Raw genomic sequence first — 13,602 nt, 5'->3', positions numbered from 1 at the left:
GCCGGCGTCAAGCGCACTTTGCTTGACACCGGCGAGGACCGGCGCACCCTGACCAAGGCGGGAAACGAGCACCTCCTTGACACAGAGGGGAGCCATGTGCGGTCGTTTCGATGGCAGGATGTGGTCGTGTTCGAGTGGCATGGCTGGGCGGTGGTGGTGGCTTCTCCCGGAGTGGAGGACGACGAGGATGCAGACAACCGATCGGCGGGAATCCTGTCGGCAGTTCAGGAGTACCTCAACGGACAGGCGCCTGTCGTCAATGAGGTGCTCGACTGGCGCTGGCAGAACGGCCAGATGCACGTCTGGGTGGCCGGGTGCCACAACCACCCGACGATGAAGCCACACGTCGTGTGGACGCGCATCGGTCTCCTCGCTCCCGGCAGCTACGGGGTGCTCCACTCGATCTATCACGGGGTCGACCGCGACTGGTCGCGCCGAGTGCTGCGACGAGGTGCAGTGCAGGTCGAGGTCGAGGAAAACCTTTCGCCCCACGTGGGCCAGGTTGAGGACCCGGAGCCCGGCGCCGGATAGGGCGCACGCACATCGGCTGCTTGCGTTGTCGGCGGGTCAGGTGGTCGGCACACCGATACTCCTGCCTGTCGCACATCAGTTAGCCGACAAGTGTTGCGGGATTAGTTTGCGGATCACAGCCGGCGGGGGCCGGCCACACCGAGGCGAGAAGATTGCCGGCGAACGTCCACGGCTGGGTGCTGCCTCCGCGCCACGCGCTTCCGGTTGGGCCAGCTGTCGACGTCGGACTGACGACCTTCTCATTACGAGGAAGACTTTCAGCGTTGCATACGCCCTCTGTCGGCGTCTTTGCTGACACGGCCGCACGCACCACGCGCCGATTCCACCATGGGTTTCCAGGAGTTCGCACCACGTGCGGCAACACGCGGGGTCACCATCTCTCCAGTAGCTCTGGCAAGTCGGCTCTTGCCGGACCATCGCCGTTCGCCGGTTCTTGGAGCCACCACTGGGTCTGGGTTCGGCGGACGTCTCAACACCAGTGGACTGAGCCGAGGACAGGCGACGCCCTGCCGGCCACGGTCGGCAGCACGATCGCCTTGACCAACTGGAGCCTCTACGCACTGCCGCAGCGCAACCTCGAAGGGGTCCTCGCGCATGAGCTGGCGCACCACTTGGCGCTGCCAGAGAGGGTCTCGCTGCTCGGCCAACGCAGCCAGCTCGGCCTCAGTTGGCTCGCAGGTCGGGCTGTCGGGGCACAATCACCCTGTGAAGAAACCCCAGGCCGACCCCGTGATCGCGCGCAACCGCAAGGCTGCCCACGACTATCATCTGGGCGAGTCCTGGGAGGCGGGGATCGTGCTGCAGGGTGCGGAGGTGAAGGCGCTCCGTGCCGGACGGGCGTCCCTGGTCGGCGGCTTCGCTACTGTCGAGGACCGGGAGATCTGGCTGCACGGCGTGCACATCCCGCAGTACTCCCAGGCCCGCTGGTTCAACGACGGCTCACGCCGCAAGCGGAAGTTGCTGCTGCATCGTGCCCAGATCGACAAGATCGAGCGCAAGGTCAACGAGAGCGGGCTGACGATCGTCCCGGTGACCCTCTACTTCAAGGACGGTCGCGCGAAGGTCGAGATCGCCCTGGCCCGCGGCAAGAAGACCTGGGACAAGCGGCACGCGCTCGCTGAGCGCGAGGCGACCCGGGAGGTCGAGCGTGCGGTCAGCCGCCGGCTGAAGGGTCGCCCGGACTGATCAGCGGTGCGTACGATCGCGCCCATGAGGCCGTGGAGCTCCAGTACACGGTTCGAGACTAGGTGCCCCCACCTCCAAACTCGCGCGTGCACCACCCGAGCGATGCCCGCTAAGGCTCAGCAGCTTCTGCGGCGTCTGGCCGCAGCGCCATCCGCGGCGCCCAGCGACTGCCTGCGGTCTCCTCAGGTTCGAGGTAGCTCACCCATCCATGGTTCGAATAGGTCGGGCTGGGTGTTGTTCCAGGGCTTGCTCGGCGCGGAGCCTGTCGGCTGCGTTGTTCGGCCGCTGCCCGGATGTGGCTGGTGTTGTCGGCTCGCATCGTCGGCCTCGGCGGGGTCGGGTTGCTGGATGGTGTCGATGGATGTTTTGGAGGTTGGTGGCCGAGCACTGAGGTCCGCCGCGGCCCGTTGCTGGCGGCCCGGCACGGGTGCACACTCGGACTGGCCCTACTTCGCGCCGCGGGCCGGATCCTGGTGTCCGGACCACCTCCGACCCACCCGTGGCCGCAACCGTGGGAGGCGGCATGGGCGAGTCACGAGCTCTTCAGCGCGCGGGATGGGCGGGTGCCGCTTCGGTCGTGCTGCTCGTCGTCGGGGTGGCGCTGGGCTACCTGGTCGGCGTCGACAACCCAGGCATGTCGGACTCGGACATCCTCGAGAGGCTCAATGACGACGCGCGGCAGGCCGCCGCCGGCATCGGGCTGCCCGTGCTCGCTGCGGGGGTCGCGCTGTTGCTCTGGTTCGCCACCGGTCTGCGGCGGGTGCTGGACCGGCTGTCCGGCGGGGACCCGCTCGCGCATGCGATCGTGCCGGCCGCGGCGCTGTTCGGCGGGCTGATGATCACCGGTGTGTCGCTCGATGTGGCGAGCGCGTTCGCGGCATGGTCGGACGAGTTCACCGCCGACCCGGACACCGTCCGCGCGCTCGGCATGGCGGGGCAGGTCCTCGCGCTCACCGGACTGATCGGCTGCGGTGTGCTGGTCGCCGTCACGACGCGGATCGCCCAGCAGGCGGGTGCCCTGCCGAGATGGGCGACCTGGGTGTCCTACGCGGTCGCCGCGCTGTGCCTGTCGGGCTTTTGGAGCGGGGGGATGGCGTCCGTGGCCTTCGCGCTGTGGCTCATCGGCGCCGTCATCGGGGTGCTGCGCGCGGCGCGACGGACACCGCCGGCGCCGGCCGTCCCGGCGAAGGGCGCACCGGCTCCGGAGGCGAACCGCACGCCCCCGACCGCCACCAGCGGCTGACGCCCAGCCGCCGGTCGTCCACAGCCCGGCCGGCGTCCACAACCTGGCCTCCGCACGCGCCGCGGAACGTCCCGTTCGCATAGAAGGCCCACGATCTCCGCAAGGCAATTGCCGACGGCACCTACCCGGTCGGGTCGTCTCTGCCGATGAACGAAGACATCCGAGTCAAGTACAAGGTTGCCACCGGCACAGTCAGCCGCGCAGTCCATCGGCCAGCACTCGGATCAAGACTCTGCGCAAGCCGACCCTGGCGGCGTGGCTGACCAATCTCCTGGTCCGCACCGACCCCGACGGAGTCAACGACCTCACCCAGCTCGGTGACGAACTCCGCGCCGCCCACCTGGCTACCGACGGCGCCCGGCTGCGGGAACTGACTCCTCGCCGACACAACCTGGTCCAGGAACTGGTGACGACTGCCCCGCTACCGCCGGGTCCTGATCCGAGACCGCGGGCGGGAGATGCAGCGGGTGGAAAGCTGCTCGAGGACGCCCAGATCAAGCTCGGCTCGGTGGTCAGCGACCTGTTCGGGGTGTCCGGACGGGCGATGATGCACGCGCAGATCGCCGGCCAGCGCGAGCGGTCGTGGATACGATGCTTGCCGTTATCGTCCTCGTCGTGACATTCGCCCGACCGCAAACTGCACCGCTGACCACGCTCCTCATGCCTGTCGTTCAGCACCTTCGTGCTTTGCGTCCGTCGTCGCGGGGATGGTCTGTGCGGTCAACGCGCGGTTTTCCGCGGATGCACCCACGAGCCGCCAGCGCCGATATACGTCGACTGGACGGTGCTGCTCGACGTACCCGCCGTCCGTCCGCCGGACTACCTGGCCGGTCTCGACGCCGAGCACCGCGATCCGCGTATCCCGTTCCTGCAGCCCATTGCAGATCTGGCGGGTGATCACCAGTGCGGCGGGCGGGCCCAGGATCACGAGGACCTGGAAGACGTGCAGGAGTGAGTTGACCGAAAGGTGGAACAGCACGGCCATGGTGTCGGCGCCGGCTGCGGCCCAGAGGATGCCGTAGAAGGTAATACCGGCGACTCCGATGCCGGTTCGGGTCGGGTTGTTGCGCGGCCGCTCGAGGAGGTGGTGATGCCGCCGGTCGCCGGTCAGCCGCTCCTCGATGAACGGGTATACGGCGACGAGCGCAAGGAACAGCGTGCAGATCGTGACCGGCAGCAGTACGGCCAAGCTGAACGTCTTGCCCCACCAGACGAATTCCCAGCCTGGCGCCAGCCGAAGCGCGCCGTCGAGGAAGGCGAGATACCACGCCGGGCCGACACCGGCCGAGGCGTTCGCCGGATCCGCAGGGCCGTACAGCCACACCGGGTTGATGGCCGCCGTCGCGGCCATGAAGATCGCAACCCCCGCGACGAAGCAGAACAGGCCAACACTCTTGACCGCGGCCACAGTTGCCGGACGTCCCACCACGTTGTCTTCCGTTCGCCCGGGTCCGGCGAGCTGCGCGGGCTTGTGCCTGAGCGCCAGGACCGCACCGACAACGAAGAGGACGACAAGTACAGCGGGCAGGACGACGATGTGCAATGGGTAGAACCACGAGATCACATCGCCCGGGAACTGCCCCCCGAACAGCAGGGCCGAGAGGGCGGAGCCGACGAGCGGAGTCGCCTGCAGGACACCGTCGAGTACGGCGAGGCTCGTGCCGGACGCCATGTCGTCCGGGAGTGAGGTGCCGGTGAGGCATGCGGCCAGCATGACGATGAGCAGCCCGACGACAACGAGCCAGTTCAGGCGCCGTGGCCGACGGAACCCGGCGGTGAAGAACAGCCGCAACAAGTGCAGCGTGATCGCCGCCACCATGATCAGCGTGGCCCAGTGATGGACCTGGCGCATCAGCAGCCCACCGCGGACCTCGAAGGTGATCGCCATGGTGGAATCCAGTGCCCGTGACATCTCTACGCCGTGCAGCGGTGCGTACGGTCCGTCGTACACAACGTGATCGACCGACGGTTCGTAGTACACCGTCAGGACCACGCCGCTGAGCACGATCACGACGAAGCTGTAGAAGGCGATCTGGCCGAACAGCAGCGACCAATGGTCGGGGAATACCCTTGCTCGCAGGTTGCTCCATGGGCGGTGCATGGCTCGACCCTCCCTGGTCATCCTCCACGCCGGGCCGCAATCCGCGGTCAGCCATACGACACCGCAGCCATCGCAATTGTGACGTCCCGTGTCGCACATCACGCTCACATCAGCGTTGGATCGGACGCCCGGGCGGACACCGCCAGGTCGACTTGGACTCGCAGCCGAAGCACCGAGGTTCTTACCAGCTGCAACCAGGCTGACTCGCGAGCGGCGGCAACTGTCGAGCCGGCCACAACCGAAGCACCAGAGCTCTCGCAGACGACAGGTCAATGACGACCAGCCGTTCACGACGTACCAGGGTTCTCCGGTGGTAGGCGGCCACGAAGGTGGCGGTGTCGAGCACGAACGGCTTGGCGGCCTGGAGCACCGTACGGACGGCTGAGCCGTAGGGCAGGTTGAGTGACTTCGACAACGCCAGCAAGGTGAACCGGTAGTGGTGGGTCTGACCCGGCGGCGGGCAAGGGCCGACGTAGGTGGCCTCGTGCAGGTCGTTGAGCCCTTCGCGGGCCTGATCCGGTTTGACGTGCTCGGTCAGCCCTGCGGAGGTCGGCGGAATCTTCCACTCGACCCAATGAATCAACGGGTCTCCCTGCGGGCTCGTCTTGTCTTCGTCCACCATCGACACCAGTAGTTCGGTTGTACCGGTAGGCACGTGCCGGAAGACGAGCGGCGGAGAGTAGTCCCCCGGGCTGTCGCAAGTCATCCGCGCATCGAAGCTGCCGTCACTACGGAAACCGTCGCCGGGCAGTACTGCGAAGCTGCCGTCATCCGGGGGCGGCGCCGACTCTGCGCTGGTTCCTGCTGACGGTGAGTCGTTCGAGCAGCCCGCGACCGCGAAGGCCAGTAAAACGAGAGCGATCGGAAGCGTCGACCTAGTCACAGATCCACGGTAGTTGCGAACTTGATGTTTCGACCCTTGCGAGTCCAGCACGGCGAACTACGCATCAGCTTCCTAGCCGGGCCACGGAGGTGATTTGACTGCAACCTCGTCCGATCGCCCAGGCCTCCCGTGCGGGGCCATTGCGGCGCAGAATGGGATCCGAGATAGTGACGAACGCGCTGAAGGCGATGATCATCATGCGCAAACTGCTCGTGACCGCCGCGGCGGCCTGTGCCGCCGTCGGAGCGAAGATCGGCATCGACAAGCTGCGACGATCCAGCCGAGCCGAGAGCACCATCGCGGACCTGCGCCGCCGAGGCCGTCATCTGACCGGCCAGGCGAAGGGGGTGGCCTACCACGCGCGGCGGCGCCACCCGGACGCCAACGTCGACGACGCGACGCTGGCCGACCGCGTGCGCTCCAGCATCGGGCCGTTGGAGAAGCGGCTCCACGTGCCACGGGTGCACGTCACGGTCGAGAACGGCACCGTGATCCTGCACGGCGAAGTCCCCAACAACGAGGCGGAAGCCGAGATCGTCAAGGCCGTCGACGGCATCGCCGGTGTCCGCGACGTGCGGTCGCACCTCGCCCGCACCCCCACCTGACACCCGCCGCGAGAGTCCTCAGTCGCCCAGGCCGCCGGCGTCGTGAACAAGCGAGGCCTCAGCACTGTCGAGCAGGGCCCGTGAGCCGAGCCAAGGGTGCAGTGGCGCGCGTCAAGAATCGAGCCTGCCCGATCGGTTGCGACGCCTGGGCGCTCGTGACACGCAGATGCTCGGGTGACAGGGGTACCGGGATACGCACAACCAGTCGGCGGGTCGAAATCAAGGCAGGCCAGCCAGAGCAGCTAACACCGACCATCGCATTACAAGTTGGACGCTCCACCCACTCTGGGCTGTCACCAGCGTGACGGGGGCGTGGGCCACGAGGGCTCATCCCTGACGCGGGCAGGTTCCGCGGACTTGAACAGATAAGAACTTGTATCGATGCAGCTGCGCTTATGTACCTTGACAGTTACGTACCTACATGGCTACGTTGCCGTCATGGAAGCAGTCCTGCGAGCCCTGGCCGACGAGAGTCGGCGCACCGTGCTCGAGACGCTGAGCGGCGGACCCGCCACCGCGGGTGAACTGGCAGCGCTCCTGCCGATAGCTCGACCCGGGGTCTCACGACACCTGCGGGTGCTGCGTGAAGCTGGGCTCGTCGACGTCCGACAGGACGCCCAGCGACGGGTCTACAGCCTTCGACCGCAGCCGCTCGCCGAGGTCGACGCGTGGCTGGGCCGCTACCGAGCCCTGTGGGAGCAGCGGCTTGACGCCCTGGACACCGAGATAGCGCGAGGAAAGCGCGAACGAAGGAGCAACGCATGAGCAACGACATCCGTGGCGACGAGCACGTCGTCGGCAGCCTGTCCGCCTCCGATGGCAAGGGGGTTGTGCGCATCGAGCAGCGCTATGACACCACCATCGACGACCTTTGGTCGGCCGTCGTCGATCCCGACCGCCTCGCCCGGTGGTACGGCCGGGTGGAGGGCGACCTGCGGCCGGGCGGAACGTTCCACACCCGCCTCGACCCTGCCGACATCGACGGCACCGGCAGGGTCGAGGCGTGCGAGCCACCACATCGGTTGCTGGTCACCACAAGAGAGACAGACGAGTCATGGCAGCGAGGACAGGGACCGGCGCCGTTCGACGAGACCGTCGAGGCCACCCTCACCACCGAGGGCAACCGCACACGACTGGTCATCGAGGTCCGCGGCCTACCGCTCGACCGAGTCGCCTCCTACGGCGCCGGGTGGCAGATCCACGCTGAGAACCTCGCCGCCCATCTCTCAGGCGGCGAGCCGATCGACGTCGGCGCGCGATGGCAAGCCCTCCTCGCCAGCTACCGGCAGCTGGCAGCCGAACTCGGCTGACTCGGGCCGCCTAGTCGTCCAGCAGCCCTAGGACAAACAACAAGAAGTGCCGCAGCGACGACGCCCAAAACCCAACCGCCGCGCGAAGGCGGTCGAGGTTTCCACCAGCAAAGGCTAGGGCCCCCGACGTCTCGCTGAATGACTCGCCACTTCGTCGCGCGATCTCCCCGTTTATGAGTACGGCGACGACGATCGCGGCGGAGCCAGCCTCAGGAACCGCCCACATGATGTCGGCACCAACTGGTGGTCAGGGTTGCTAGCGGAAGTCTCGTGAGTTGGTTTTGGCGGCGAGGGATAGTCGTTCGAGGCGGTCGGCGACGAGGTTGACGACGCCTTTGGCGCGTTCGACGCGGCCGCGGATGATGAGGGCGTTGGAGTCGCGGGCGATGCGGGCGTACTTGTTCCAGCAGCCGACGGAGATGACGACGTTGATCATGCCGGTTTCGTCTTCGAGGTTCATGAAGGTGACCCCGGAGGCGGTGGCGGGGCGTTGCCGGTGGGTGACTACGCCGGCGGCTCTGACGCGGGTGCCGTCTCCGGCTTCGCGGAGTTGTTCGGCGGACAGGATGCCGGCGGCGGTGAGGTGTGGGCGGACTTCTTCGATGGGGTGCTTGCCGGTGGTGATGCTGGTGGCCCATAGGTCGGCCATGACGATTTCGACGTCGGTCATGCCGGGCAGCATCGGTGGTGGCCCGGCGGCGGTGACGCCGGCGAGTTGGCCGGGGCGTTCTTCGGCGGCACGGCCTGCTTCCCAGATCGCCTGCCGCCTGGTGAGGCCGAAGCAGTCGAAGACTCCGGCGGTGGCGAGTGCCTCGACCTGGGGCGCGGTGAGCCCGGTGCGGCGGACCAGGTCGGCCATGCTCGCGTACGGGCCGTTGTTGGTGCGTTCGGCAACGATCTGTTCGGCGATCTTGGCGCCGATCTTCTTCACCTCGGCCAGGCCGAGCCGCACAGAGTAGCGGCCGTCGCGGCGGTGGGTGGTGCTGTCGAACTTGACGTGCTCGTCGAACTCCCCCACCGGCGGCTGCGGATCATCCAAACACCCCGGGTCCCCGGTGGGTGCGGTCTTCAGGTCGTCGCCGTCGAGTTCCTCGAGCTCGGCGTAGACACCGGAAAGGTGTAGGTCGGGGCGGCGGACCGTGACGCCGTGCCGGCGGGCGTCGGCGACCAGGGACTGGGGCGAGTAGAACCCCATCGGCTGCGCCCGCAGGAGCGCGGCGAGGAACGCGGCCGGGTAGTGCAGCCGGAACCAGGTGGACGAGTAGACGAGCAGGGCGAAGCTGATCGAGTGGGACTCGGCGAACCCGAAGTTCGCGAACGCCTCGATCCTCGCGTAGATGTCGTCGGCTGCGGCGCCGGTGAGCCCGTGGCCGGCCATCCCGTCGTACAGCTGCTGTTTGAGGGAGGAGATCTTCTCGATGCCGCGTTTGGAGCCCATCGCACGGCGCAGCAGGTCGGCCTCGTCACCGTTGATGCCGCCGATCGCCATCGCCATCTGCATCAACTGCTCCTGAAACAACGGCACCCCCTTCGTCCGCTCCAGCACCGGCTCCAATGCGGGGTGGGGGTAGGTGACGGGTTCTTCGCCGTTCTTGCGGCGGATGAACGGGTGCACCGCGTCGCCTTGGATCGGTCCGGGCCGGATCAGCGCGATCTCGATCACCAGGTCGTAGAACCGCCGCGGCCGCAACCGCGGCAACGTGGCCATCTGGGCACGCGACTCGACCTGGAACACCCCGACGGAGTCGGCGTTGCACAGCTGGTCGTAGACGCCGGGTTCCTCCTTCGGGATGGTGTGCAGCTCCCAGGACTCGCCGAGCTTCTCGCGGACGGTGTCGATCGTGTACTGCAAGGCGGCGAGCATCCCGAGACCGAGCAGGTCGAACTTCACCAGCCCCATATAGGCGCAGTCGTCCTTGTCCCACTGCAGCACGGTCCGGTTCTCCATCCGGGCATGCTCGATCGGCACCACCTCCCCCACCGGCCGCTCCGTCAACACCATCCCACCCGAATGAATCCCCAAATGCCGCGGGAACTTCAACAAATCCTCGGCCATCGCCACCACCGGCCCAGGAATGTCGTGATCAGCAGACGACACCTGCCCGCCCCAGGAATCCACCTGCTTCGACCAGGCATCCTGCTGACCGACCGAATACCCGAGCGCCTTGGCCATGTCCCGCACCGCCGAGCGGGGCCGGTAGCTGATCACGTTCGCGACCTGCGCCGCATTACGCCGCCCGTACTTGTTGTAGACCCACTGAATGACCTCCTCGCGGCGGTCGGAGTCGAAGTCGACGTCGATGTCCGGCTCCTCCTCCCGCGTCGAGGCCAGGAACCGCTCGAACGGCAACTCGTACAGAATCGCGTCCACCGCAGTCACCCCGAGCGTGTAGACGACGGCCGAGTTCGCGGCCGAACCGCGGCCCTGGCACAGGATCCCTTGGGAGCGGGCGAACGCGACGATGTCGTGCACGATCAAGAAGTACCCCGGGAAGTCCCGGGCCTCGATCACCGCCAGCTCCTTCTCCAGCCGCTCATAAGCATCCGGGCGCTCCTCGCGGGTGCCGTACCGTTCGGCGGCACCGTCCATCACCAGTTGCCGCAACCACGTCATGGGTGTGTGGCCGGCCGGGACCTCCTGTTTGGGCAGCTTCGGTTTCGCCTTGCGCAGGTTGAACGCGAGCTGGTCGGCCAGCTCCACCGACCGGGCGACCGCGCCGGGGAAGCTGCGGAACAGCTGGGACATCTCCGCACCCGAATGCAGGAACGCGTTCGGCCCGGCCGGGAGCCACCCGTCCATCTCGTCCAACGACCTGCGCGCCCGCACCGCAGCGAGTGCCGCGGCCAGCTTGTGCCGCTTCGGTGCCGCGTAGTGCACGTTGCCAGTGGCCACCGTCGCCAGCCCGGCGGACCGGGCGAGGTCGGCCAGGGCGTGGTTGATCGTGGAGTCGACCGGGTTGCGGTGGTCGATCAGCTCGACCACCACCCGGTCCTTGCCGAACAACGCCGTCAACCTGTCCAGCTCCTTGCCCGCAGCATCGGCGTCGTAACCGGTTGCGTGGGGGCTGGCCAGCGCCTGGCGGACGAGACCTTTGCGGCAGCCGGTCAGGATCACCCAATGATCGCGGCCACGGGCCGCCAGATCCTCCAGGTCGTAGACCGGTCGGCCCTTCTCCCCGCCCGCCAAATGGGCCTCGGTGATCGCCCCGGACAACCGGTGATACCCCTCCTGCCCCTCCGCCAACACGAGCAGGTGGCTGCCTTCGGGGTCGGCGACACCGTTCTGCGGCGTCGTCAACCCCATCGACAACTCCGCACCGAACACGGTTGTCATCTCGTACGCCGCGGCCGTTTCGGCCAGCCTGGCGACCCCGTAGAACCCGTCATGATCGGTCAACGCGATCGCGTGCAGACCGAGCCGGACGGCCTCCTCCACCAGCTCCTCCGGCGACGACGCTCCGTCGAGGAAGCTGAAGTTGGAGTGCGCGTGCAACTCGGCGTACGGCGTCACCGGGCCAATCGGCCGTTGGGCCTTCTCGTACTCCGGCGGCGCATAGGGCGCGCGGTGCTGCGACCACGCCGGACTGTCACCACCATCGGCCTCGACCGGCCGGCCACCATGACCGTCCGGACGGGACCGGTCCGACAGCGTCCGCTCCAGCTCCGACCACGGAATCGGCGGGTTGTTGTAGCCCACCGTGACCACCTCGCTCCCCGTACAGGCGGCACTGTCCAGCCACCCAGACCCCAGTAGAACATACTTTCGATTGATGGCATCCTGAGGTCATGTTCGGACGATTCAAGGTGCGCCCAGACACCGAAGCCGGCCAGTACGGCGTCTGGGACGGAGCCAGCAACGGCTGGCGCGGCCGCGGCCTCCCCGAAGCCGCCGCGCACCAGCTCGCAGCCGACCTGGAGCTGCAATACGACGCTCACGGCCCGCGCGACGCCGCCACCGTACGACGGCTCGAGGCACCGCAAGAGGTCGACATCGCCACCTGGGAGCCCGGCGGGCTGCTGGACGCGTGGGTGTTCAGCCGGCGCGACGGCGAATGGATCGGCCGGGTCCGCAGCCCCGACGGCACCATCACCTGGCTGCGCAGTACAGAAGTCCGCATCCACCAAGCCCCGACAGGCTGACAGATGGCCGCGGGATGTGTGGTTTAGTCGGTGCCGCCGGTGATCATCGAAGCATCGCGAGGGTGATTGGCGGCGAGGCTGATGACACGGAATCAGCAGGTCGGACGGCAGCTGTGAAGTAGGGGCCTTGCCTGTGGCCGGTTGATCGACGATGGCTCCGAGCCACGGTGCGGTGGTTGACCAGCGAGCTTGTGCGGTCGGACCTGGAGCCGGCTCCAGGCAAGCTGTTAGGTTCTCGTGATGACGACCTACTCGCCGGCCGAGGCAGCCGCACAATCCGGGTTCAGCATCGATACGCTGCGCTATTACGAGCGCGAAGGCATTCTGCCGCGCATCGAGCGCAGCGCTGGTGGCCGGCGCGTGTATAGCGACGGCGATCTCTGGATGCTCGGATTCCTGCGTTGCTTGCGGGACACAGGTATGTCGATTGAGCAGTTGCGTCGGTACGGCGAGTTGAGCCGTGACGACACCACGATGCCGGAGCGAGTCGCTTTGCTCAAGGAGCACGCCGCCTCGATCCGGGCGAGGATCGCCGAGCTCGACGCGATCCTCGCGCGAGTTGAGGAGAAGGCGGACTGGTACCGCGGGGAACTCCGCCGGACGGGGGATGCGACGTCCTGACCCACTCCCGGCATTGGGGCTGTCCGCGCGTCGTCGCCTATGCGCCGTCCAGCGCCGCCAGTTCATCCTCGGTGAGGATGGTGGACGCGCCTACCACGGCCTGCTCGACCTGTTTGACGCTGCTGGCTCCGACGATCGGGGTCAGCGCCGGGCTCCCGGAGGCCAGCCACGCGAGCACCACCTGGCCCGGTCGGAGTCCGCGCGCAGTGGCGACACGGGTCAGCGCCGCCAGCCGTCGTTCGGTGCCGGGGTGGCTGTACTCGGTCTCGAGTGGGCGGTCGTTGCGGTCGTATCGGCCCTGGAGGGTGGCGGTGTAGACCCAGCCGTCGAACGACGGGTTGCGTCGCAGGAAGTCGAGGCCGTCCGGTGACAGCATTCCAAGCGGGATCGGCTGGCCCTCCACGGCCATGCCTCCGGCGGGCTGAAGGTAGGAGTAGCGCTCCTGGTAAGCGACTGGTTGCGGGTGGCCGGCGCGTTCGGCGGTAGCCCGGATCCGCTCGAGCAGCCAGGACGGGTGGTTTGACACGCCCCAGCGAGCGGTCAGGCCGTCACGGACCAGGCCGCCGAACGTCTCGACCAGGTCCTCCACCGGAACGGTCGGGTCTTCGACGTGCGCCCAGTACAGGTCCACACCGTCCACGCCCAGCCGCTCCAAGCTCTTTGCCATGGCTCCGCGCACGACGTCCTCGCGCAGTCCTTCGAGGTGGTCGGGGAACCCGCCGACCCGCGTGGGCTGGGCGCCTGCCTTGGTACTGAGGCGGACGCGGACCCCGGAGTTGGACGCCAGCCAGCGGCCCAGCAGCGCCTCGCTCTGGCCGCCGAAGCCCGTCTCGGAGGTCCAGAAGCTGTAGTTGTCGGAGGTGTCGATGAAGGCTCCGCCCAGTTCGGCGTACCGGTCGAGGATCGAGAAAGCGGTCCGTTCGTCCACCCTGGTGCCGAAGTACATCGTCCCGAGGGCCATCGTGGGTGTGTTCATGGCTCCA

Annotated in this window: 12 protein-coding genes; 8 read left to right on the top strand and 4 right to left on the bottom strand. The window is 67.6% G+C overall.

Annotation, left to right across the window (positions count from 1 at the left end):
- From EV644_RS31205 to EV644_RS31195, 3 genes are all read left to right on the top strand, one after another.
- On the top strand, window positions 1-531 hold a 531-nt coding region (locus EV644_RS31205; RefSeq protein WP_132333413.1), incomplete at its 5' end, for an Imm7 family immunity protein.
- A 705-nt stretch (window positions 532-1,236) separates the two neighbouring features.
- The gene (gene smpB, locus EV644_RS31200) at window positions 1,237-1,716 is read left to right on the top strand and encodes an SsrA-binding protein SmpB (RefSeq protein ID WP_132192680.1); all 480 of its coding nucleotides are present in this window, start codon (window positions 1,237-1,239) and stop codon (window positions 1,714-1,716) included.
- A 523-nt stretch (window positions 1,717-2,239) separates the two neighbouring features.
- Window positions 2,240-2,959 (top strand): hypothetical protein, encoded by a 720-nt coding sequence (locus EV644_RS31195; protein ID WP_132192678.1) that lies wholly within the window; start codon window positions 2,240-2,242, stop codon window positions 2,957-2,959.
- Window positions 2,960-3,617: 658 nt separating this feature from the next.
- On the opposite strand, the gene qcrB is transcribed toward EV644_RS31195, so the two are convergent.
- Together qcrB and EV644_RS31180 are read right to left on the bottom strand one after the other, a co-directional pair.
- A complete protein-coding gene (gene qcrB, locus EV644_RS31185; RefSeq protein ID WP_132192676.1) occupies window positions 3,618-5,060 on the bottom strand; it encodes a cytochrome bc1 complex cytochrome b subunit in 1,443 nt (480 codons plus the stop codon).
- Window positions 5,061-5,241: 181 nt separating this feature from the next.
- A complete protein-coding gene (locus EV644_RS31180) occupies window positions 5,242-5,943 on the bottom strand; it encodes a YbhB/YbcL family Raf kinase inhibitor-like protein (RefSeq protein ID WP_132192674.1) in 702 nt (233 codons plus the stop codon).
- Between the two features lie 152 nt (window positions 5,944-6,095).
- Between EV644_RS31180 and EV644_RS31175 the strand changes: the two genes are divergently transcribed.
- From EV644_RS31175 to EV644_RS31165, 3 genes are all read left to right on the top strand, one after another.
- Window positions 6,096-6,548, top strand: a complete 453-nt coding sequence (locus EV644_RS31175) for a BON domain-containing protein (RefSeq protein ID WP_132192672.1) — start codon at window positions 6,096-6,098, stop codon at window positions 6,546-6,548.
- A 438-nt stretch (window positions 6,549-6,986) separates the two neighbouring features.
- Window positions 6,987-7,313 (top strand): ArsR/SmtB family transcription factor, encoded by a 327-nt coding sequence (locus EV644_RS31170; RefSeq protein ID WP_132192670.1) that lies wholly within the window; start codon window positions 6,987-6,989, stop codon window positions 7,311-7,313.
- Window positions 7,310-7,858 carry an SRPBCC family protein gene (locus EV644_RS31165; RefSeq protein ID WP_132192668.1) on the top strand — a complete coding sequence of 183 codons (549 nt, stop codon included), beginning with the start codon at window positions 7,310-7,312 and terminating at the stop codon, window positions 7,856-7,858. The genes EV644_RS31170 and EV644_RS31165 overlap by 4 nt, the downstream gene beginning before the upstream one ends.
- Before the next feature lie 256 nt (window positions 7,859-8,114).
- Here the strand turns inward: EV644_RS31165 and EV644_RS31160 are convergent, their stop codons facing one another.
- A complete protein-coding gene (locus tag EV644_RS31160; protein ID WP_132192666.1) occupies window positions 8,115-11,555 on the bottom strand; it encodes an error-prone DNA polymerase in 3,441 nt (1,146 codons plus the stop codon).
- 89 nt (window positions 11,556-11,644) lie between these two features.
- Between EV644_RS31160 and EV644_RS31155 the strand changes: the two genes are divergently transcribed.
- Both EV644_RS31155 and EV644_RS31150 read left to right on the top strand, forming a co-directional pair.
- Window positions 11,645-11,998, top strand: coding sequence for a hypothetical protein (locus tag EV644_RS31155; protein ID WP_132192664.1), 354 nt, complete (start codon window positions 11,645-11,647; stop codon window positions 11,996-11,998).
- 240 nt (window positions 11,999-12,238) lie between these two features.
- Window positions 12,239-12,619, top strand: a complete 381-nt coding sequence (locus tag EV644_RS31150; RefSeq protein WP_132192662.1) for a MerR family transcriptional regulator — start codon at window positions 12,239-12,241, stop codon at window positions 12,617-12,619.
- 37 nt (window positions 12,620-12,656) lie between these two features.
- On the opposite strand, the gene EV644_RS31145 is transcribed toward EV644_RS31150, so the two are convergent.
- On the bottom strand, window positions 12,657-13,595 hold the full coding sequence (locus tag EV644_RS31145) for an aldo/keto reductase (protein ID WP_132192660.1): 939 nt from the start codon (window positions 13,593-13,595) through the stop codon (window positions 12,657-12,659).
- Between the last annotated feature and the right edge of the window lie 7 nt (window positions 13,596-13,602).

It is taken from the genome of Kribbella orskensis, from assembly GCF_004342085.1.
Taxonomy (GTDB): domain Bacteria; phylum Actinomycetota; class Actinomycetes; order Propionibacteriales; family Kribbellaceae; genus Kribbella; species Kribbella orskensis.
The sequence above is the reverse complement of the archived record's forward strand: the minus strand, read 5'-3'. Positions and strand labels throughout refer to the sequence as shown.